Below are 22,224 nucleotides of genomic sequence, written 5' to 3'. Positions count from 1 at the left end.
TTCTCTACTTTTGTTCAGAATCTAAAAACAATCAATTATGATACTTGAACAAATTTATACGGGCTGCCTGGCACAAGGCGCATATTATATCGAATCGAATGGAGAGGCTGTCGTAATCGATCCGCTCAGGGAAATACAGCCTTATATCGATCGTGCTGAAAAAAGTGGAGCAAAGATCAAGTATGTATTGGAAACACACTTTCACGCAGATTTTGTTTCGGGGCACATAGATCTGGCAAAAGCTACCGGCGCAAAAATAGTATACGGGCCAACTGCTCAGCCTGGCTTTGATGCTGTTGTAGCCGAGGACAACCAGGTATTCAAAGTAGGTAATGTAACATTTAAAGTACTGCATACACCAGGGCATACTATGGAAAGCTCTTGCTTCTTGCTGGCCGACGAACAGGGTAAAGATATGGCACTGTTTTCAGGTGATACATTATTCCTGGGTGATGTGGGCCGTCCCGATCTCGCACAAAAAGCTGCGCATATGACACAGGAACAACTGGCTGGTTTGCTGTTCGAGTCATTAAGGAATAAAGTGATGCCACTGGCTGATGACGTAATAGTGTATCCCGCGCACGGAGCAGGTAGTGCCTGTGGTAAGAAAATGAGTACCGATACGATGGATACACTTGGCCATCAAAAGAAGACGAACTATGCTTTAAGGGCCGATATGACCCGTGATGAGTTTATTGAAGAAGTAACTACCGGACTCGTGATGCCTCCTCAGTACTTCCCAATGAATGTAGGTATGAATAAAATGGGCTATGAAAGTATTGGTAATATTCTCGAAAGAGGTACTACGCCGCTTTCAGCACAGGCTTTTGAGGCGGCTGCCGAAAGTGACGCCCTGGTTCTGGATACTAGGAAAGCCCAGGATTTTGCAAAAGGTTTCATTCCCGGTTCTATAAATATTGGTATTGATGGCAACTTTGCCCCATGGGTAGGTGCTTTGATCACTGATATCAAACAAAACATACTTATTGTGGCTGACAAGGGTCGTGAAGAAGAAGTAGTAACACGACTGGCACGTGTAGGATACGACAACAGCCTGGGCTACCTGGATGGTGGTATTGACGCCTGGACTAATGCAGGGAAAGCACTGGACACTATTGAGTCAATTACAGTGGAAGAGTTGAAGGAAAGAATGGGGAATGACCCCCTTACTCCGCTGCTGGATGCAAGGAAGAAAACAGAATTTGACTCTGAACATGTGATTGGTGCCATAAATCTGCCTTTGGATTTTGTTAACGAAAACATGCAACAAATAGATCCTGGTACACAATATCATGTGTATTGTGCGGGTGGATACAGGTCTATGGTGTTCATATCTATACTGAAGGCGAGAGGTTTTAATAACCTCGTAGATATACAAGGTGGATTTACTGCCATTAAGGCCAGTAAGGGTTTTAATATCAGTAATTACCAGGAGCCAGTAAGCATGCTGTAAAAAAGCAGAGGGTGAGTTGATAGATATAAAGCGGTATGCCTGCACAGGCATACCGCTATTTTGTTATGGCATCATTAGAAAAAGGTGACGAAAGTCATCTTTTGTTACCTGAACAGTCATTTTTTAGGCTTACATCTGCCGGTACTTTCGTATATCATTCATAAAGTAACAGGCACTATGACTAACATTTTGTTTTCCAGGTATAGAAACTGCAACCTTGACGAACTGGCCGAAAGACTGGGTAAAGATTATTATGAGATGTTGGCTATCGTATGTACAAATGTCGCAGCACTGGCCAACGAGCTTGAGGAGGATACCGCACATCCATCAACGGTACTGTATACAGGCATGGCGGTGAAGCTGGTAGAACAAGTGGAACACCTGGTAGGAGACAGACAAAAAAACCTGATGCCGTATTTGTTGGAACTGGATGCTAAAAAGAAAGAGGGTCACAATTGCCTTAATTGTAGTGGTAGGTGTCATGTTGGACATGCTGAAAGGCTGATGAACCTGAGGGCATCGCACGATAGTATTAAGAGATTGCTTACACAATTGGATATGGAGGCTATGCCACTACACAGGGATATTGAATACCCTAAAGCTTACAAGATACTACGGAATGAGATGAAAGAAATTGATAACATGCTTAATGAGGTATTTTATATAGAAGAATTGTATCTTGTTCCTAAAGTATTCGAAGCACAAAAAGCTATTAATGCCTGATACACTTCAACAAAAGAATACGCTTATCATCAAGAAGGAGGTGCAACCCTCTGAAAAGATATGTTATCACTGTGGTACTGAATGTGCTACAGATAAGATAGCTATTGATGATAAGCTATTTTGTTGCGAAGGATGTAAGCTGGTATACAAGATCATTAATGAAAATGGCCTGTGCAACTATTATGAGTTGCAGAATCATCCCGGGCTCTCGCAGATAAAACCCATACGTAACGATAAGTATGCCTACCTGGATGATGAGTCGATAGCGCAAAAACTTTACCAGTTTACAGATGGTAACAATACTATCGTAAACTTCTACCTGCCGGGTGTGCACTGCAGCTCCTGTATGTGGCTGCTGGAGCATATGCATAAACTGAACCCCGCTATTACAGACAGCAGGGTGAACTTTACTAAAAAAGAAATTACCATCACCTTCAGGAAAGAAGAGATCAGTCTCAGGAAAGTAGTGGAGCTGCTGACGACACTAGGTTATGAGCCGTTGATAAGCCTGGAAGAAACAAGCAAGGAGGGTAAAAGCAGCTTTGATAAAAAGAGGATATATAAACTTGGTGTTGCAGGATTTTGCTTTGGCAATATCATGCTGATGAGTTTTCCCGAATACCTGTCAGTGGGTAGCGATATAGAACAGCAATACGCCAGTCTGTTTAGGGTACTTAACCTGGTACTGGCTATGCCTGTTTTCTTTTACAGTGCTTCCGAATTTTTTACCAACGCATGGGCGGGCCTCAGGCAGAAAATGCTGAATATTGACGCGCCTATCGCACTGGCACTCATCATTACATTTGCCCGCAGTGTGTACGAAATAGGCACGCAAACAGGGGCCGGGTACCTGGATAGTATGACAGGTGTCGTGTTCTTTATGTTGGTAGGGCGTATCGTTCAGGATAGAACATACCAGTCTATTTCTTTCCACAGAGATTATAAGTCATACTTCCCGATAGCTGTAAATGTGGTAACGCCTTCAGGTGTTGTCAGCAAGCACCTGCAGGACCTGAAAGTAAAGGATGTCGTTCAGCTGCATAACGATGAGATAATACCGGCAGATGCTATAGTCGTAAAGGGCCGCGGACAGATAGACTACAGTTTTGTAACGGGCGAAAGCGAGCCGATAACAGTTGAGGCGGGAAAAACAGTATATGCGGGCGGCAGGCAGACAGGTGAGCAACTGACCATACAGATCACCAAACCTGTAGCGGGTAGCTACCTTACTTCCCTATGGAATCATAATGCCTTTAAAAAAGATAAGGTCGCTCAAAACCGTACCAACAGTGTGATACACCTGCTCAGCAAGTACTTTACCATTATTCTGTTGGTGCTGACAGGAATTACAGCAGCATATTGGGCCATAGCAGATGCTTCAAAGCTCATCCCCGCTGTTACAGCTATGCTTATAATAGCTTGTCCCTGTGCATTACTGCTGGCGGTAACATTTACGAATGGCAATCTGCTCAGGTTGTTGAGTAACAATGGGCTTTTTCTGCGAGATGCATTTGTTATAGAGCAGTTGGGGTATATAGACCATATTGTATTTGACAAAACAGGTACTCTTACCGATGGTGGACATGAATATATACTGACAGGTGATGAATTGACCGAAGAAGAAAAAGATGCGGTTTATGCCACGGCAGTGTCCAGCAGTCACCCTTACAGCAGGGCTATTGTTGCGCATATAGGTACAAGGCAGACATTGCCGCTGCAAGATTGGAAAGAACACGTAGGCAGAGGGGTAGAGGCTCATAGCAACAAGTATGATGTCTTGATCGGTTCTGCTGTGTTTACAATGTGTCCTGCCGAGCTGCAAAACGAAAAGGCTGCCTGTTACATACGCATTAACGGGAAGTATGCTGCGCTTGCGATAGAGCCTAAACTCAGGCCACATATCCCCTTGGTTATTTCAAAGCTGAAGGATAACTACTCGTTGTCCCTGCTGTCCGGGGATAACAACAGGCAGAAAGATTCATTCTCAGCTCTTTTCGGGCAGAGCAACAACTTGTTATTTGAACAAAAACCGGTAGATAAACTCAATTACATCAGCGGACTGCAATCTGAAGGGAAGAAGGTGCTGATGGTTGGTGATGGACTGAATGACGCCGGGGCATTACAGCAAAGTAATGTAGGTATTACTCTGGCATCCGATGTGAATAATTTCACACCTTCCTGCGATGCCATTCTTAACGCAAAGAAATTCGACTCATTGCCCGGCTTGATGAAGCTGGCAAGGTCGGGCAGGTTTATTATTAACCTGACATTTGTTATCTCGATTATTTATAATGTAATAGGTCTTGCTATATCTATGAAAGGGTTGATGAACCCTATGATAGCAGCGGTTTTGATGCCGGCCAGTACGCTTACAATAGTGTTGTTGACAACAGGTCTCAGCAGTGTGATGGCATACAGGTATGGTTTGCAACAAAAAGGCTGACAAAAACATGACATTAATCATGTTTTGCAGTGAGTAAGGTCATAGCAAGGCCATAAGTGCGGTGATAATTTTGAGTATTAAATCAATAAACTACATCAAATGAGTGCTTTGTATTTACTGGTTCTGGCAAGTATAGGGGTAGCCATATTTTTCCTGGCTGCTTTTATATGGAGTGTACGCTCCAACCAGTTCGAGGACCAACAAGGTTCGGCTATGAGAATGTTGTACGATAATGACACGACACAATCCAAAACTAACAAATCTTAAAGACAGAATACATGAGTAACGCTTCGCAACAATCATTGCACGGTCATGACGTAGCGCTGGACAAATTCTATTACGACAATAAGATCGTAAAGTGGTTTGCATATGCTACAATTTTTTGGGGATTAGTAGGTATGACGGTAGGTCTGCTGGCAGCTTTTCAGCTGGTTTTCCCTGTTTTGAACTTAGGCGTGGCAGAAACTACTTTCGGCCGAGTACGCCCGGTGCACACCAATGCTGTAATATTCGCATTTGTGGGTAACGGTATCTTTATGGGGGTTTACTACTCGTTGCAGAGACTGGTAAAGGCCCGTATGTTCAACGATTTTCTCAGTAAACTGCATTTCTGGGGCTGGCAGCTTATTATTGTGCTGGCAGCTGTCACTTTGCTGGCGGGTTACACTACCGGTAAAGAATATGCAGAGCTGGAATGGCCGCTGGATATTATGATAACACTGGTATGGGTGGTGTTCGGTATCAACATGTTCGGTACCATAATAAAACGTAGAGAGCGACACCTGTATGTGGCAATATGGTTCTATATAGCAACTTTCGTTACGGTAGCTATGCTGCATATCGTTAACTCATGGGAGATACCTTTCTCTTGGTTGAAATCATACTCATGGTATGCCGGTGTGCAGGATGCTTTGGTGCAATGGTGGTATGGTCACAACGCGGTGGCGTTCTTCCTTACAACTCCGTACCTGGGCCTGATGTATTACTTCCTGCCTAAGGCGGCCAATCGCCCGGTGTACTCGTATCGTCTTTCAATTATCCACTTCTGGGCACTGATATTTATATACATATGGGCTGGGCCTCACCACTTATTATATACAGCATTGCCAGACTGGGCACAATCATTAGGTACAGTTTTCTCAGTGATGTTGATCGCTCCGTCATGGGGTGGTATGCTTAACGGTTTGCTGACACTGCGTGGTGCATGGGATAAGGTGCGTGAAGATGTGGTATTGAAGTTCCTGGTGGTAGCTGTTACGGCATACGGTATGGCCACATTTGAAGGCCCAATGTTGAGTCTCAAAAATGTAAACGCCATCAGCCACTTTACTGACTGGACAATTGCCCACGTACACGTAGGTGCGCTTGGTTGGAACGGTTTCTTAACGTTTGGTGTATTATACTGGTTGATACCAAAGATCTTCCGTACCGAATTATACTCGCAAAAATGGGCCAATTGGCACTTCTGGATAGGTACATTGGGTATAGTATTCTATGCAGTGCCTATGTACTGGGCTGGTTTTATGCAGAGTCTTGCATGGAAAGAGTTTACTCCTACTGGCCAGTTGAAATACCAGTTCATGGAAACTGTTGAGCAGATGAAGCCGTTCTTTGCAATGCGCGGTATTGGTGGTACGCTGTACCTGTTGGGCGCTATTTTGATGACCGTTAACCTGGTTAAAACCATCCGTAAAGGTGTAGCACTGAATGATGAAGCTGCAGAAGCTGCTCCGTTGCCAAAAACATACGCACACCACGGTTCTGAACACTGGCACAGGTGGATAGAGCGTCGTCCTGTACAGATGTTGGTATTGAGTCTGGTAGTAGTTGCCATCGGTGGTTTGATAGAGATCGTTCCGACATTCATGATCAAATCAAATGTGCCTACTATAAGCAGTGTGAAACCATATACCCCGCTTGAATTACAAGGACGTGATATATATGTGCGCGAAGGTTGTTATACCTGTCACAGCCAGATGGTTCGTCCGTTCCGTAGTGAAGTAGCTAGGTATGGAGAATACTCTAAAGCAGGTGAGTTCATTTACGATCACCCGTTCCAGTGGGGTAGTAAACGTACTGGTCCTGACCTGGCACGTGTAGGTGGTAAATATCCTGACAGCTGGCACTTCAATCACATGTATGAGCCAACCAGTATGTCTCCGGGTTCTATCATGCCAAACTATCCCTGGTTGTTCAAAAACACGATAGATACGGCGATAACACCTGCCAAGATACGTGCTATGCAAACACTTGGCGTGCCTTACGAAGAAGGTTATGACAAGATTGCTAATGCCGACTTGATGAAACAGGCAGATGCGATTGCGGCAAGCCTCGCGAAGGATAAGATTGAAGTAAAGAGTGATAAAGAGATCATAGCCTTGATCGCTTACCTGCAGAGGATTGGTACTGACATCAAACTCGAGCAAAAAACAGCAGGTAATTAATAAGACCAAACAGTAAAAACATTATACAATGAAATTCAGGCATTATTTAGAAACAATAGCAGGTGTCGATGTATATCCGATGATATCGCTGATCATATTCTTCACCTTTTTTGCCGGGCTTACTGTATGGGCTTTCAGGGCAAATAAAAAATATATTAACGAGGTGAAAAACCTGCCATTAGATAACGACATCAACTAATGATAAACAAACAAGTCATGCGTAAATATTTCAATAAACACACTCTTTTATCAGCAGTCGTTGCGCTGTCACCCACTATGGTGTTTGGAGCAGATGCTGCTGCTGGTGGCAGTACATTCAATCCTGTATTGATAGGCTTGCTGACACTTATTATCGTTCTGCTGTTTGTAATAGGCATGATGGGTAGTACCATTGTGCAATTAGGATATGCCTATCGCAACAAGATGCGTAAAGAAAGAAGCAATAATTCGGGCGCAGTAAAAACGTTGCTCTTGTTACTGGCAGCAAGTACCTTGTCATTCAGTGCTATGGCGCAGGATGCAGTAGAGGCTGCGGCGCCGAAAGTAACATCAATAGGGGGACTGCCTGTGGTAGAGTTCTATGTGCTCATATCAACAGTAATACTGGAATTGCTCATTATCATGACGTTGATTCTCATCACCAACATTCTGATAAAGGCCATTACACAGAAATCAATCGATGAGGTGTATGTTCCTAAGGCGGCTCATAAAGTGTCTTTCTGGGATAAGTTTAATAATGCTGTTGAAATTGAGAAAGAACAAGACATTCTGCTGGATCATAACTATGACGGTATTGAAGAACTGGACAACAGTTTGCCACCCTGGTGGAAGTATGGCTTTTATCTTACAATAGTTATCGGTGTGATATACCTTTGGTATTATCATGCAGGTGGCAACGGTCCAAGCCAGGTAGAGGAATACCAGGCAGAAGTGAAAAGAGGTGAGGAGCAAGTGGCTGCTTACCTGGCCAAATCTGCAAACAATGTAGATGAGAACAGCGTAGTAATGCTTGACGCGGCTGGTATAGCTGAAGGTCAGAACCTGTTTTCTAAAAACTGTATAGCCTGTCACGCCGCAGATGGTGGTGGTAATGCGGTGGGCCCCAACCTGACTGACCAGTACTGGCTGCATGGTGGTGGAGTTCAGAATATCTTCAAATCTATCAAATACGGATGGAAAGATAAAGGTATGAAGAGCTGGAAGGATGACTTTTCACCTAGGCAAATTGCCGAACTGGCAAGCTTTGTGTGGTCATTACAAGGCACTACACCAGCGGCGCCCAAACCTAAACAGGGAGAATTGTATATAGAAGCAGAAGATAACAATAATACAGATAGTACACAGGCCGATAAACCAGCAGATAAGGAAGTAGCAGCAGAATGAAACAAGCAGACATGAACGACAGTGTAAAGGGCTCATCCTTCAGGGATAAAGTAGCGACGGTAGATAAGTCAGGTAAGAGGCTTTGGGTTTTTCCTCATATGCCAAAGGGTAAGTTTACGAACGCCCGTACCTGGTTGAGTGTGGTGTACCTGGTTGTGTTCTTTTCGCTGCCGTTCTTTAAGTACAATGGGCATCCGCTATTCCTGATAAACGTACTGCAACGGAAGTTTATCTTATTCGGACAGATATTCTGGCCTCAGGATTTCTTCATATTCGGCTTGGGTATGATCATATTTATCGTATTCATTGCTTTGTTCACCGTTGTTTTCGGCCGTGTGTTTTGTGGCTGGATATGTCCCCAGACCATTTTTATGGAGATGGTTTTTCGTAAGGTAGAGTATTGGATAGAAGGAGATGGTCCGGCGCAAAAAGTACTGGCACGCAAACCATGGAACAGCGATAAGATATTTAAGAAGGTAATGAAGTGGACCGTATTCTGGGCTATAAGTTTCATTATCGCTAATACGTTCCTGGCTTATATTATTGGCATTGATGAGTTGCGTACTATCATATCAGAGCCTGTAAGCCAGAATATGGGTGGGTTTATCGCATTGCTCATTTTTACAACTGTATTCTTCCTTGTGTACTCATGGTTCAGAGAGCAGGTATGTACAGTTGTTTGTCCGTATGGCCGTATGCAGGGTGTGTTGCTCGACCGTAACTCTATAATTGTTACATATGATCATGTGCGTGGTGAGCAAAGAGGTAAGTTCAAAAAGAATGAAGAGCGTACCATCGGTGATTGTATAGATTGTCACCAGTGTGTGAATGTATGCCCCACGGGTATAGATATTCGTAATGGTACCCAACTGGAGTGTATCAACTGTACGGCATGTATTGACGCCTGTGACAGGATGATGGAAGCCGTGAATCTGCCAACCGGTTTGATACGTTATGCATCTGAAGCTAACATTGCCGATAAGAAGCCTACTACTTTTACATGGAGGATGAAAGCATATACCATAGTTATGGTGGTACTGCTGGGTGTAGAGGCATTCCTGTTGATGAGCAGAACCGATGTAGGTATATCTATACTGCGTGCACAGGGGCAGTTGTACCAGGAGCAACCCAACAACCAATTCAGCAACCTGTACAACTATAAGTTCCTGAACAAGACCTACTCTGAGAAAACGATAGAGTTAAAGCCCGAAAATTTTGAAGGCAGGATAGAGTTGGTTGGTGAAACAAAACTGGTAGTGCCAAAAGAAAGTGATGTAGCGGGTACCATGTTCATCTACATTGATAAAAAGAATATTACCGATAGAAAAACAAAACTCAAAATTGGTGTTTATGAGAATGGTGAAAAGATACACGTGGTCAGTACATCATTCCTGGGGCCATTTACCGGAAACTAAAAATAGATCAGTATGAGTACAATGAAATTAGGATGGGGAGGCAGGATAGCTGTATTGTATGGTGGCTTTGTGGTGTTGATAGCCATACTTGTTACAGGAAGTATGCGACAGGAGATAGATCTTGTAGCTGATGATTATTACCAGCAGGAGTTAGCCTACCAGGATGTGCTGGATGCAGGTAAGAACCAGGCTTTACTTAGTGCGCCGGTAAGCATACATGCTGACGAAACATCTGTAACATTTGAATTCCCTGGTGAGTTTAATAATAAAACTATCAACGGCACCATACAATTTTATTCAGCTAAAAACTCTGCATGGGATAAGAACGTGCCTATAGAAAATGCACAAGCCGTTGTAAATGTTGAAAGGTCAGTATTACAGAATACACAGTATAAGATAAAACTGAACTGGGATGCAGATGGTAAAAAATACTACCAGGAGTCAGATATCAACCTGTTTTAAAAGGACACAATGAATACGTTAGGCATTACAATGACATTTCTTATGGGGCTTACGGGCAGCCTGCATTGTGCAGGTATGTGCGGGCCTATCATATGGGTCATGCCTTTTCAGCAACTGAGCGGGTTTAAGAAATGGCTGGGCATTACATTGTATCACATTGGGCGTATTACAGTATATGCCGCTTTGGGTGTTCTGTTATTCTCGTTCAAATCGATCTTTAACCCGCAGGTGCAGCAATATGTATCTATTGTGCTGGGTGGAACACTACTGATAGCAGGTATCATCTCATTCTTCCCCGGTAAGCTTACTATCAGGTTGCCGTGGACGGGGTTTGTGCAAAGAGGCCTGGCGGGTTTTATGCGCCACCCGGGTATGACGAGCTTGTTCTTTACAGGTATGCTCAATGGTTTGTTGCCCTGCGGACTGGTGTATATGGCGTTGTCAGCGTCGGTAGTGGCACCTACTGCACTTAATGCGGCTGTGCTTATGTATGCCTTTGGGTTTGGTACGGCGCCGATGCTTATAGCGCTAACCATTGTAAAAGACAGGGCACGTTTAATGCACGCCGGTCATTTCAGGAAGTTTGTGCCGGTAGTGATGTTGTTTTTTGGCAGCCTGTTTGTGCTACGCGGCATGAACCTGGGTATACCTTACCTGAGCCCGAAGGTGCAGATGCAACAAAATGAAGTAAAAGCGCAGTGTTGTCATAAAAATTAGAAAAGATGATGATAGTCATTGTGATAAAAATATTGTCGACGTAGTTTTATAAAGTTTTCATGGTGATAAGGTTTATAGGGGCTGAGTGTTTCTACACTCAGCTTTTTTATTTGTCCTGACGCGTTCACCAGGTTCGGTTGTTAAGTTTTGTTAAGTAATTCACTGTGCGTCTGAGCATCAGTCCTGCAACTGATTGATGATCAATAGCTGTACTTCTTGTTTCCCGGTAATGTCAAAGAACTGGTCGTAATAAGTGAATTTTTAATAGTTTATAAGGTGTAATATACATAAAAAAGATGTAATTGTGAAATCTATTTATCGACTCCTGACTCCAGTTGCCTGATCCACCTGCGGGTGATGAGGAGCGGGATAATGCCAATGATACCGAAAGAGCAATCGATAAGGATATGATACCAGGGTATATCGCGTACTGGGCCTGCTATTACCGCCAATGGTAGCACACAGATACAGGCGAGTATTGCCCAGTCTATCACCCATTTGTTGCGCACAGGGTCTTTGTATGGGCCTATGAATGCCAGGCCTATGACTATGTGTGCAAATGCCAGCCAGTCGTAACCATAGAACAGGAAAGGGTAGGCAGTGTTCATATAATCTACACCGTGCCATACTTTAAGCAGCCATGCGCCTATGAGCGAATGGGGCGGGAATACCTGTTGCTCTATAAGCCATTTCAGCTCGGTATACACAGGGAATGCTGTAATACCGCTGAGCATGAGCGTAATAACAAATACCACGATCATGGTACGGATGCGTATGGTTAGTTGGCGGGCTGTCATAATACTATTGTAATGTAGTTATATATCGACTAAAAACGGTATGCGATATAACAGTTGTTCCTTTTTGTGTCATTCTGTATCGTTTGGTATCGAAAAATGAGGTGGTGCGAAAAATTCGTTTTGTAACCTGTTGATATTCAATACTTATGTTTCGGGCATTTATTAGTGAATTATGCATGATGGTTGAGCGTTATATATAACTGTGTTTCCGGTGATGTTAAAGAGCTGGTCGTTATAAAGTAATATTTGTTACTTTAACAGGTGTAATATACATAAATATAGCGTATTTATGAAATTTATATTTTAGCACTTTTTTATTGCAAAATATGTGCAGCGTGGTGTGGTGGTTCGGTCACAAGACCGACCACATGGGAAGTCGTTGTTATGTTCCTGTGCTTTAAAAAAAATAAATAACGTTAACAGGTTTGCATCATAGCATTTATTTACAAACTTAGCTCAATAGCATAATGAACACCACCATCAGAGTTGACGTTCATTTCGCCTTCCAATTGCATCACCATAGTATTGATAACAAAAGAGCCAAAGCCTTCTTCTGCATTGCTGAACCCAGGGCCATTGTCCCTATAGTTGATCATTATTTTGTCTTTTGCTGCGTTTAGTTTTGCATCTATATCAATGTTGAGATGTTTGCCCGGCTGTATGGCATATTTTATTGAGTTGGTTATCAGCTCATTTATAATAAGCCCGATTGGTATCAGTGTTTCCAGTCCTGTTTCAATATCTTCTTTACAGTCAATTTTGATGGTAGCCCCCAATTGGCTCTCTTCAGGAAAATGGCTCAGTAGTTCATTCAGGTACTCATTGAGGGATAATTCGCCTTTTATATCATCCTGGTAGAGCAATTCGTGCCCGGCGGCAATGCTATGTATCTGTTGCCCTATTGACTTTACTACTTCGCTTTTCTCTTCCTGTAATTCCAGCAAACCGATAATTATCTGCAGGTTATTCTTTACCCTGTGGTGCAGTTCTTTTTGCAATATATTTTGCTTTTGTAATGAATCGTTCAGGTCTGCATTAATAGCCTCTATTTCTTCTTTTTGCTTCTGGTTCTTTTTAAGCAATCGTCTTGTACGCCTGTTATTGTCATATAGCGATATGGTGAAAATTACAAGGATGACTGATAGAGCGATCCAAAGCTGAACTTGTCTTTTTTTTGCTTTCAGCTCTATTTGTTGGCTTTCCAGTAGTAGTTTGCGACTGACGTTCTCGTGCTCTGCTTTTAGTTCAGTTATTTCAAATGAAGATTGTACAAGCGCGGCCTCAATACCATACAGGGTTGCTAGCTTTTGATACGCTAATGCAGAGTCCAGCATTCCTATATTTTCGTATAATTCGCTTATAGAAGATGTGATATAGCTGCCATGCTTATTAGTTGCGTTATGTTGCCTTACAATATCTAAACATTTTTCGGCTATGTATAGCGCACTGTCCGTCCGGCCCAGTCTTGAATGAAGTTTTATAAGAGACGAACTTGCAGACATATAGATGCTTTTATCATCAACTATCAATGCATAGTGTATTGATCTGTACAATGAGTTTTTTATTCTGTCAGGCAGTGCATCTTCTTCTCTAGCCAACAATACACCATCAACAAAGTAGATATGGCTCAGCCAGTATGGATTTTTATATTTGTTGCCATAGTATATCGCACTATCTATATGATACCTGGCTTCACCTTCTACCCTCGGCCTTGCTATGTATGCCCTGTCAAAAACTCTGATAGCCGAGCCTCTTCTAAGGTGGTAGAATGTTTTGATAGAATCGAGGTTGTATTTTGCTATGATATTCCTGGCACGGTCAAGCTCCATCATGCAGCTATCGTAGAGGCCCAGTTTTTCATATATCAATGAGGTTTCTATAGGAATCATCGCCTGTAGTGAAGGAGGAAGCTCTTTACTTCTTTTAGATAACTCTATCAGCAATAAAATTGCTTTATTGAACTTGTCAAACTTTTCGTAGACTATCGCTTTTTCAAATAAGGCACTGTAATATTCAATGTCTTCTTTACCATTAAGTTGTTCTGCTTGTTGCAGAAATGAATCTGCATAAATGATGGCAGTGTCAAAATTAAACCTGATGGTTTTTTTACGCAGCATATCTACATTGTACTTCTGGGCGTATAAGCTTGTAGTTTTGAGCAGCAATGCTACTAATATGATACCTAGCGTGTTTTTTCCCCTCACGGCTATATTATTCAATGTTCAGTTTTTGAGATAGTATGCCAACTACCTCATCTTTTTTAGATTTGCTGATAGGTATGATAACGTCATTGATGGAAAGTTCATTACTGTTATATGCTGTTATTTTATTAATGTTGATGGCGTAAGAACGGTGTACCTGTATGAATTGTTTTTCGTTGAGCAAGCTCAGCATGTTTTGTAAAGAATTCCTTAACTGATATGGCCGTTCTTTGTCTGCTACCTGAATCAACACATACACGTGATTGGTCTGAATGTACAGGATATCATCCTGCTTTATCCTGTAAACATCTTTCCCCTCTTTATGTACCAGGTACTCGTTGTTAGAGGATATGTTCAGGTCAATCATTTCCAATGTAGTGAATAAGGTGTCTTTATTTATTGGCTTGGTGATATAACCGCGTGGCCTTGTGTGCTTGGCCCCCTGTATGGTCTCGCTATCCATATGAGAGGTGACGAATACAAATGGTAGTTGATGATGCTCATTGATATAAACTGCCACATCAATGCCTGACTTGACCCCTCTTAGTTTTATATCCAGTAGAACAATATCAAAGTTACATGTCTGCAATTGCTCGACAGCCTTATCATAATTGATAGCTATTTCTGTAGCATAGCCTTTACTGTTCAGGTATTTTGCAAAGGTCATGGCAATGATCAGTTCATCTTCTACAATAAGTATTCTTGCTTTGTTCAACAGCCGGGATTTTTACGGATGCTAAACTATAAATAAAAATATTCTTATTGTCCACATTTAGCGCTCACTCCTTGTCCATTCAGAACATATAGCTATCCGTTCAGAACATTTTTGCTGTTTGATTCATAATAAATAAATCTAACTCCATTTATTTACATTATAGAAAACATGATACTGATTTAATAGCCACTTTCGGTAACTAAAAATAAATGATGAAAAAACTTTACACTTATTTATTGCTTTCGATTAGCCTAATGGCGGCTAACTCATTTACTACATATGCCCAGCAAAAATGGCGCACAGTAGGTAGTGCGGGGGTCTCTCAACCAAATATTCATTACTTGAACTTAGTATTTGACGTGAATGGTACACCCTATTTGGCTTATTCAGATGGGGGCAACAGTTATAAAGCTACCGTGCAGAAATATGATGGAACTAATTGGATAGCAGTAGGCAATGCCGGGTTTACCGTTGACGAAGTTGGTTATACAAGTCTTGCCATTGATGGTAACGGCACACCATATGTGGCATTCGAGGATTGGGATAATTTTAAATTTGCTACGGTGATGAAATACAATGGTACGGGCTGGGTAATAGTAGGTAGTGCAGGATTTTCTGCAGGAACTGCACAACACGTAAACATGGCCATAGACGCCAATGGTACTCCATACGTTGCATATGAGGATGGTAGTAATAGTGATAAGGCTACAGTAATGAAATATAATGGTGCCAATTGGGTAGCAGTAGGTAGTGCAGGCTTTTCTGCAAGTAGCATTGATGATATAAGCCTGGCCATTGATGGTAATGGCACCCCCTATGTAGCATTTGTAGATTTTGCTAATAGTAATAAAGCTACAGTGATGAAGTACAATGGCACCAACTGGACAGCAGTGGGCAGTGCCGGTTTTTCTTCGGGTGCTGCACATAATATAAGGCTGGCAATAGATGGCAGCGGCGCAGCCTATGTTGTGTTTTCTGATGGGAATAATAATAATAAAGCTACTGCAATGAAATATACTGGTACAAGCTGGGTAACGGTAGGTTCTGCCGGTTTTTCTGCCGGAGGTATAGATAATACGAGCATTGCTATAGATGCCGGCGGTACACCCTACGTGGCGTATCAGGATGGCGGCAATAGCAGTAAAGCTACATTAATGAAATATGACGGCACTACCTGGGTAACTGTAGGTACTGCAGGATTTTCTGCAGGCATAGCTGCTTATACCAGCTTGGCTTTAGACAAAAACGACATACCCTATGTAGCATATGCTGACGGAGCCAATAATAATAAAGCCACTGTGATGAAATATGACTGCCTGAACACCACTCCTGCACAACTTTGCGGTGTATTAACCGATGCTACCACAGGTAATAATGTAATAGCATGGAACACTGCAGGTATACAACATGCTGACTCATATCGTGTATATCGCGAAAATGGGGGTAACTATCAGCCTGTAGGCACAGTATCTGCATCGGCAGCAGCTATGTATACGGATGCTACTGCTACGCCTAATACACAGAGTTATAAATACAAAGTAACAGTAATGGATAGCTGTGGTACAGAAACATCTTTAGACTCCTGTACTGTTCATGAAACGGTAAGGTTGTCTTTCGATCAGCGTAAGGGTAATGAGGCATACCTGTCGTGGAATGCATACACGGGTATAGCATCGCCATCGTATATGGTGATGCGCAGCGTAGATGGTGGTGTTTATACCAGCCTGGCAACTGTAGCTACTACAAGCTATACTGATATGAATGTACCTGCTACCGGTAATGTAACTTACCGCATAGATATGACAGCACCTGCATGCCTGTCAGGCTTGGGATATAGCAGCATTACGTCTAACGTAGCTAATGCATGGGCGGCTACTATTAATGGCATAGAAAACACCAACAACATAAGCATAGTGCCCAACCCTGCGCAGGACAATGTCACTATCAGCTTCAAAAAAGCTACACAAGTAAACATCATCAGCCTTACAGGCCAGGTAGTACATACAGAGAATCTAATGCCAGACGACAGCAGTACAATCGTATCTGTTGGTGAATTTCCGGCAGGAGTGTACATGGTACAGATACTGGCAAACGGGCAAAAACACACGGCCAGACTGGTGGTACAATAAAACATTTCATTTCAATATATAATAACAGGAGGTAGCTGAAAATCCTGTAAAGAGTAGGCACTACTATGAAAAAAGTTAATAACAATGAAAGTTAAAAGTTTGATTTTGCTTGCAAGTATCTTATTGAGTACTAGTGCTATGATGGCCCAGGAGCTTAACGGGAGAGAATTTGTTCTTAAAAACAACAAGTATAAATTTCCGGATGAAAACAAGGGCAGAGTACTTGACGCAGATTCTAAAAATTTAGGTAAAAACGGAACTACCCTATATGTAATCCAGAATAATAATATACATGGAGATGCAGTAAAACACCAAAAATGGCAGTTTGTGTTTGCAAATAAAGGTGCAGATGTTTACTACATCAAAAAAACAGACTCGAGGGCCGGTAATGTTGTATACTTAGACGCAAGCTATATAGACCTGGGCAAAAGTCCGGCAGTTGTCCAGCTATGGTCAGATAATAGAAATGCAAAAGGACAAGGAGAGCCTAACCAACTTTGGAAAGTTACTAAAAACGCCGACAGTAGTTCTTATCGCATCGCTTCTGCTCACCCAAGAGCTAAAGGTGTTTGCCTTGATGGATCTAATACAGGTGTAATGCTGATTTTACCTAATAATGAAGATGCTCAGGCCTGGACATTATTAGAAAAATAATAAGACCGACAAAAGGCAATACCAGACATAGTTGATCGGTAAAAGACAGGTATTATTGCGCTGTTATCTACACAAAGGCACCCGAATGGGTGCCCTTTGTTTTTGCGATGCATCCCTGCAACAAGCTTTCCGTTCAGAACATATAAGTGTTCATTCAGAACATTCTTGCTTTTATATAAACATAAATGAGTTAGATACATTTAATTTATGCTGTAACTATTGTAGAATATAATACAACAATCTTTATGAAAAAGAATCTACTCCTTTTATTGGTAGCAGTACTCACCAGCATAGCAGCACAAGCCGCCAAGTGGAACACAATAGGCAGTGCCGGCTTTTCGGTTGGTGCTACAACTTATAACTCATCGGCACTGGATGGTACCGGCAACCCCGTGGTGGCTTTTAGCGATGGTAGCAATAGCTATAAAGCCACAGTAATGCGGTACAACGGTAGCAGTTGGGTAACAGTAGGTACAGCCGGCTTTTCGGCGGGTTTTGCCAGTTATGTTTCATTGGCACTGGATGGTACCGGCAACCCCGTGGTGGCGTATCGGGATGGTAGCAATAGCCAAAAAGCTACCGTAATGCGGTACAACGGTAGCAGTTGGGTAACCGTAGGTACAGCCGGATTTTCGGCGGGTCCTGCTGGTTATGTCTCATTGGCACTGGATGGTACCGGCAACCCCGTGGTGGCTTATAGCGATGGTAGCAATAACAATAAAGCTACCGTAATGCGGTACAACGGTAGCAGCTGGGTAACTGTAGGTACAGCGGTCTTTTCGGTGGGTTCCGCTTGGCATGTCTCATTGGCACTGGATGGTACAGGCAACCCCTTTGTGGCGTATCAAGATTGGGGTAACAGCCAGAAAGCTACAGTGATGAAATACGACGGTACCAGCTGGGTAACGGTAGGTACAGCCGGCTTTTCGGCTGGTCTTGTTGATTATGTCTCATTGGCACTGGATGTTACCGGCAACCCCGTGGTGGCTTATAGCGATGTTAGCAATAGCGATAAAGTCACCGTAATGCGCTACAACGGTAGCAGTTGGGTAACCGTAGGTACAGCCGGATTTTCGGCTGGTGCTGCTTTTTATACCTCATTGGCACTGGATGGTACCGGTAACCCCGTGGTGGCTTTTCAGGATGGCAGCAATAGCAACAAAGCCGCCGTAATGCGGTACAACGGTAGCAGTTGGGTAACCGTAGGTACAGCGGGCATTTCGGCGGGTGCTACTTTTTATACCTCATTGGCACTGGATGGTACCGGCAATCCTGTGGTGGCGTATCGGGATGTCAGCAATAGCGATAAAGCCACCGTAATGCGCTATAGAGGAGAAAAATTTGTGAGCGCGCAAAGCGGTAACTATACAGCAAGCAGTACATGGCTAGGTGGTATGGTGCCTCCCACCAATGTAATAGATGATACAGTAGTTATTAATACAGGGCATACTGTTACATACAGTTCAGGCGCCCTTATCATGGAATCTAATACGGTAGTAGATATTAGTGGTACGCTGGTGCTTGACCAGGCAGATGCTGTAATAAACGACAATAGTATATTTCAGTATACAAACACTACCGCAAGCGACAAAGGGTTAACGTTTAACAATGCCAACGGTTATCGCGTTTTTGCATATAACAGGACAAAACCTTTAGATCTGATATTGAATAAGAATATAATACCAACTACCTGGCCCAGTTCATTAGAATATCATGCCAACGGGAAAGGCAATGGTCTTTTACTTTACGGTAGTGTAGCTTTTGATACGTTTAGGGTGAGTAATACCGCGGTCGGCATGGGAAAAGATATTACTCAAAACAGTTATACCCAATGGTACAGTACAGGTTTGATAGAAACAGACCCGCTGTATGGGGTATCTCTCTACGAAGATTCACGTTTGTCTATTATCCATAAAAATGGAGAAAAGACCAAGGTGACAATGATCGACCCTGCTACAAAGAAAGAGAAAGTATTGGAGCTGAGCAGTAATACGGGCAGTAACTATGAGATTTACCAGGAAGATGGTATAAAAGATGGCAATAATGTGGACATATCACTCACCCGCCCTGCTGTAACGGGTACGATACATATTAGTACAGGTAATGGTACCGGCGATGCCAATATAGAGGTGTGTTATGACCCTGCTATGGAAGTAAATAGCTTTGATGATACCAAGGGCTATATTAGCCATTATGATGGTAACACAAAAACATGGGATTCCCAACCTCCACAAGCGGTAACTACATCCGGTGGTAAGAAATGCCTCACTCGCAACAACGTGACTACTTTTAGTCCGTTTGCCATATTTGATGTCAACACAAGACCTAACAATCTTTCCGTTAGTGAGCTGACAGAGCGTATCTCAACATCAATAAGCCTGTACCCTAACCCGACTACAGGTATCCTGAATGTGATGTATACAGGTAAAACCAAAACGGTTGAGGTGTTGATCTACAATGTAGCAGGTAGTTACATAGGCAGCTACACAATGATGAATGGCGTGGCATCTATTAATGTATCTGCTTTCAATGCAGGTAATTACTACCTGGTGTTGAAGGACGAAGGACAATTGAGAACACAACAATTCATCAAGCAGTAAATTTTTCTCGTTCTGCTACTCCTTAAAGGCACTCGCAAGAGTGCCTTTATTTGCGATGCACATCTGTGTCCACAGGCACAAACCTGCCATTCAGAACCTATACAGATCCATTCAGAACATCAAGCTGCGCTGCGATATATTGTTCATGTTTGTCAGTGAAACTTACGTTCATACTGTTATCTCTTTACTCTATGAAGATGCAATAATTGTTTATATTTAGCAAATTTGGACATATAAAGGTGTGCGTGCAATGGTGCACTATCGTGATAAGATGTTTCGTGAAATTTAATTTTGGTGTGTATGGTTTGTGTGGTTGTCACCAACGCAAATAATGGTATTTTTACTTTGAACAAATACTTACTTTAATAACTTGTCGCCTAGCAAATAGATTATTATGTGGTGTACTACTGAGATGCTAGCCAATATTATTCCCGGGAGTATTTTGCCGTAAAAATACAATACATACGCAGCGCCGAGACTAATGGCCATTTCTTGCAACAGCCTTAGTGTTTCAGCATATTTACCGAATTGACGAAAATCGAACCATCCCCAGAAGCCAAATACAAGTATTGGTAATGCAATACACAAAATAGTACGGATTAGTGTACCTGAGCTAAGTTGATAGCCCCAGTATGCTATTGCGATAATTATGCCTGCTTCCATCAAACCTCGCAATACCACATTTATCCATTTGAGTATTGACATGTCGCTCAGCTTGTTTCATTCTTAGCAATGCGATTGTAGTCTACCCAATATGCCCAGAGTACAAGTATCCACTGCGACATTGCACCCCATGCCACGGAATTAGCATTAGCGGGCGGCGGACCAAAGATGTTGCCCGACTGTATCAGTAGTAAAAATAGCACCAATCCCCAGAAACCATATTTGCCCGATTTGTTTTTAGCAGTAGTGATTTGTAAGTACGATGCTATGCCTGCGAAAAAGATCAAAAGTTCGACAATAATTGTTGCAGCAGGTATATTCCAGAGCCCCATGCCTACAAGGGGGCCGCCGGGGTATAATGGCAGGTCTGGTATGTGCACTATCAAATCGAGTATCCAATGAGAAATAACGCATAAGGCAAGCACTAATGCAGCTCCTTTATTACGTTTGATAATAAAGTGCACAATGCCTACAGCTAATGCCCATACACATGCCATTAACAGGCTATGGGATATCGGATAATCCGTAAAGTGTAACGGATTCATTTTAGTAATACCCGGCTCAATAGAAAAGTGCTCGTACCCCAATAGTACCAATACTGGCCAAAGCAGATCCAGAAATTGTGCGGCTACGAATAAAGTTCCTAAAGAGACTTTAGGTGCGATTTTTTTTGCGGCGAGTCCAATGCCAAAGTGACCTATGAACATAACAACATCAGTTTTAGAAAGTGAACAATACTGAAGTGTAATTACGAAGCTATGAAAAGATCAAGGCGAAACAAAATGAGAGGAAGTATCAAAAAAAGGCTTCGAAACTCGAAGCCTTTTTTCTGTGGTCCCACTAGGACTTGAACCTAGGACCCCCTGATTATGAGCTGGCATTCGAAAGCTTATTTAAAGGCCATTTGAGCCAATTTTTGGAAGCTGTATACATTGCCAATAAAGCATTTCAGGGCATATGACTCAACGAAAAGTAATGCAGGAAAGAAACACACAATTTTTAGTGTAGGTAAGCCTTTTTATGACCTTTAGTGCGACTTATAGTGCGAGAAATATATGCGAAGTTCAAAAAGCAAGGAGTAGAATATATAATATTTTATATGTCAAAATAACTTTATGATTTGTAACTATATCTCGAATTATTGACATTGAATTAAGTTATTGATTATCACTAAAGAATAATAATATGATAAATAAAAGTGAGGTCTGTTGACCTCACTTTTGTCAGACAGTGTTTTTGGGTGAAAGTGTTAATAGTTTAAGAACACGGTTCAAGTACTTTCCAGTTCACAAAAATATGAAAGCCGTTACTGTAACGGCTTTACGTTTTTATCTCTATAGGATATCGAAACAACTGAGTCGGCAATGAAAATAGTTCTAATAAATACTGTAAATAGTCTCTAAAAAACACTAAATTTATTGGCAT

Annotated in this window: 18 protein-coding genes; 13 read left to right on the top strand and 5 right to left on the bottom strand. The window is 42.3% G+C overall.

All coding sequences use genetic code 11. From position 1 onward, the window contains the following. The first annotated feature begins 37 nt into the window (after positions 1 to 37). From H6550_14980 to H6550_14935, 10 genes are all read left to right on the top strand, one after another. Complete coding sequence (locus H6550_14980; GenBank protein MCB9047435.1) at positions 38 to 1,453, top strand: MBL fold metallo-hydrolase; 1,416 nt, start codon at positions 38 to 40, stop codon at positions 1,451 to 1,453. A 177-nt stretch (positions 1,454 to 1,630) separates the two neighbouring features. After that, positions 1,631 to 2,176, top strand: a complete 546-nt coding sequence (locus H6550_14975; GenBank protein ID MCB9047434.1) for a hypothetical protein — start codon at positions 1,631 to 1,633, stop codon at positions 2,174 to 2,176. Beyond that, on the top strand, positions 2,169 to 4,619 hold the full coding sequence (locus H6550_14970) for a heavy metal translocating P-type ATPase metal-binding domain-containing protein (GenBank protein ID MCB9047433.1): 2,451 nt from the start codon (positions 2,169 to 2,171) through the stop codon (positions 4,617 to 4,619). Before H6550_14975 ends, H6550_14970 begins: the two co-directional genes overlap by 8 nt. 99 nt (positions 4,620 to 4,718) lie before the next feature. After that, positions 4,719 to 4,886, top strand: coding sequence for a cbb3-type cytochrome oxidase assembly protein CcoS (gene ccoS, locus H6550_14965; protein MCB9047432.1), 168 nt, complete (start codon positions 4,719 to 4,721; stop codon positions 4,884 to 4,886). Between the two features lie 11 nt (positions 4,887 to 4,897). Beyond that, positions 4,898 to 7,063: a cytochrome-c oxidase, cbb3-type subunit I gene (ccoN, locus tag H6550_14960; GenBank protein MCB9047431.1), complete on the top strand. Its 2,166-nt coding sequence runs from the start codon at positions 4,898 to 4,900 to the stop codon at positions 7,061 to 7,063. 28 nt (positions 7,064 to 7,091) lie between these two features. Next, positions 7,092 to 7,262, top strand: a complete 171-nt coding sequence (locus H6550_14955; GenBank protein ID MCB9047430.1) for a cbb3-type cytochrome c oxidase subunit 3 — start codon at positions 7,092 to 7,094, stop codon at positions 7,260 to 7,262. Between the two features lie 17 nt (positions 7,263 to 7,279). Then, a complete protein-coding gene (locus tag H6550_14950) occupies positions 7,280 to 8,446 on the top strand; it encodes a c-type cytochrome (GenBank protein MCB9047429.1) in 1,167 nt (388 codons plus the stop codon). 11 nt (positions 8,447 to 8,457) lie between these two features. After that, entirely contained in the window at positions 8,458 to 9,861 is a 1,404-nt protein-coding gene (ccoG, locus tag H6550_14945) for a cytochrome c oxidase accessory protein CcoG (GenBank protein MCB9047428.1), read from the top strand. Between the two features lie 12 nt (positions 9,862 to 9,873). Further along, positions 9,874 to 10,323: a FixH family protein gene (locus tag H6550_14940; GenBank protein ID MCB9047427.1), complete on the top strand. Its 450-nt coding sequence runs from the start codon at positions 9,874 to 9,876 to the stop codon at positions 10,321 to 10,323. A gap of 9 nt (positions 10,324 to 10,332) precedes the next feature. Then, the gene (locus H6550_14935; GenBank protein ID MCB9047426.1) at positions 10,333 to 11,040 is read left to right on the top strand and encodes a sulfite exporter TauE/SafE family protein; all 708 of its coding nucleotides are present in this window, start codon (positions 10,333 to 10,335) and stop codon (positions 11,038 to 11,040) included. Positions 11,041 to 11,351: 311 nt separating this feature from the next. Here the strand turns inward: H6550_14935 and H6550_14930 are convergent, their stop codons facing one another. The 3 genes from H6550_14930 to H6550_14920 form a co-directional block, all read right to left on the bottom strand. Next, complete coding sequence (locus H6550_14930; protein MCB9047425.1) at positions 11,352 to 11,837, bottom strand: hypothetical protein; 486 nt, start codon at positions 11,835 to 11,837, stop codon at positions 11,352 to 11,354. Positions 11,838 to 12,280: 443 nt separating this feature from the next. After that, complete coding sequence (locus tag H6550_14925; protein MCB9047424.1) at positions 12,281 to 14,056, bottom strand: sensor histidine kinase; 1,776 nt, start codon at positions 14,054 to 14,056, stop codon at positions 12,281 to 12,283. Beyond that, positions 14,049 to 14,753, bottom strand: coding sequence for a response regulator transcription factor (locus H6550_14920; protein MCB9047423.1), 705 nt, complete (start codon positions 14,751 to 14,753; stop codon positions 14,049 to 14,051). The genes H6550_14925 and H6550_14920 overlap by 8 nt, the downstream gene beginning before the upstream one ends. A 341-nt stretch (positions 14,754 to 15,094) precedes the next feature. Here H6550_14920 and H6550_14915 point away from each other — a divergent pair, with 341 nt between their 5' ends. The 3 genes from H6550_14915 (at position 15,095) to H6550_14905 (ending at position 20,136) form a co-directional block, all read left to right on the top strand. Then, entirely contained in the window at positions 15,095 to 16,882 is a 1,788-nt protein-coding gene (locus tag H6550_14915) for a T9SS type A sorting domain-containing protein (GenBank protein ID MCB9047422.1), read from the top strand. A gap of 84 nt (positions 16,883 to 16,966) precedes the next feature. Then, on the top strand, positions 16,967 to 17,536 hold the full coding sequence (locus H6550_14910; GenBank protein ID MCB9047421.1) for an RICIN domain-containing protein: 570 nt from the start codon (positions 16,967 to 16,969) through the stop codon (positions 17,534 to 17,536). A 245-nt stretch (positions 17,537 to 17,781) separates the two neighbouring features. Beyond that, positions 17,782 to 20,136, top strand: coding sequence for a T9SS type A sorting domain-containing protein (locus H6550_14905; protein MCB9047420.1), 2,355 nt, complete (start codon positions 17,782 to 17,784; stop codon positions 20,134 to 20,136). 357 nt (positions 20,137 to 20,493) lie between these two features. Here the strand turns inward: H6550_14905 and H6550_14900 are convergent, their stop codons facing one another. Then, the gene (locus H6550_14900; protein MCB9047419.1) at positions 20,494 to 20,841 is read right to left on the bottom strand and encodes a YrdB family protein; all 348 of its coding nucleotides are present in this window, start codon (positions 20,839 to 20,841) and stop codon (positions 20,494 to 20,496) included. A 5-nt stretch (positions 20,842 to 20,846) separates the two neighbouring features. Beyond that, positions 20,847 to 21,506, bottom strand: a complete 660-nt coding sequence (locus tag H6550_14895) for a hypothetical protein (GenBank protein MCB9047418.1) — start codon at positions 21,504 to 21,506, stop codon at positions 20,847 to 20,849. Positions 21,507 to 22,224: the final 718 nt, after the last annotated feature.

The sequence above is a fragment of the Chitinophagales bacterium genome (assembly GCA_020636495.1).
In the GTDB taxonomy this organism is placed as follows: Bacteria; Bacteroidota; Bacteroidia; order Chitinophagales; family Chitinophagaceae; genus UBA5543.
Note: the sequence above shows the minus strand (reverse complement) of the source record. Positions and strands in the feature narration are given on the sequence as shown.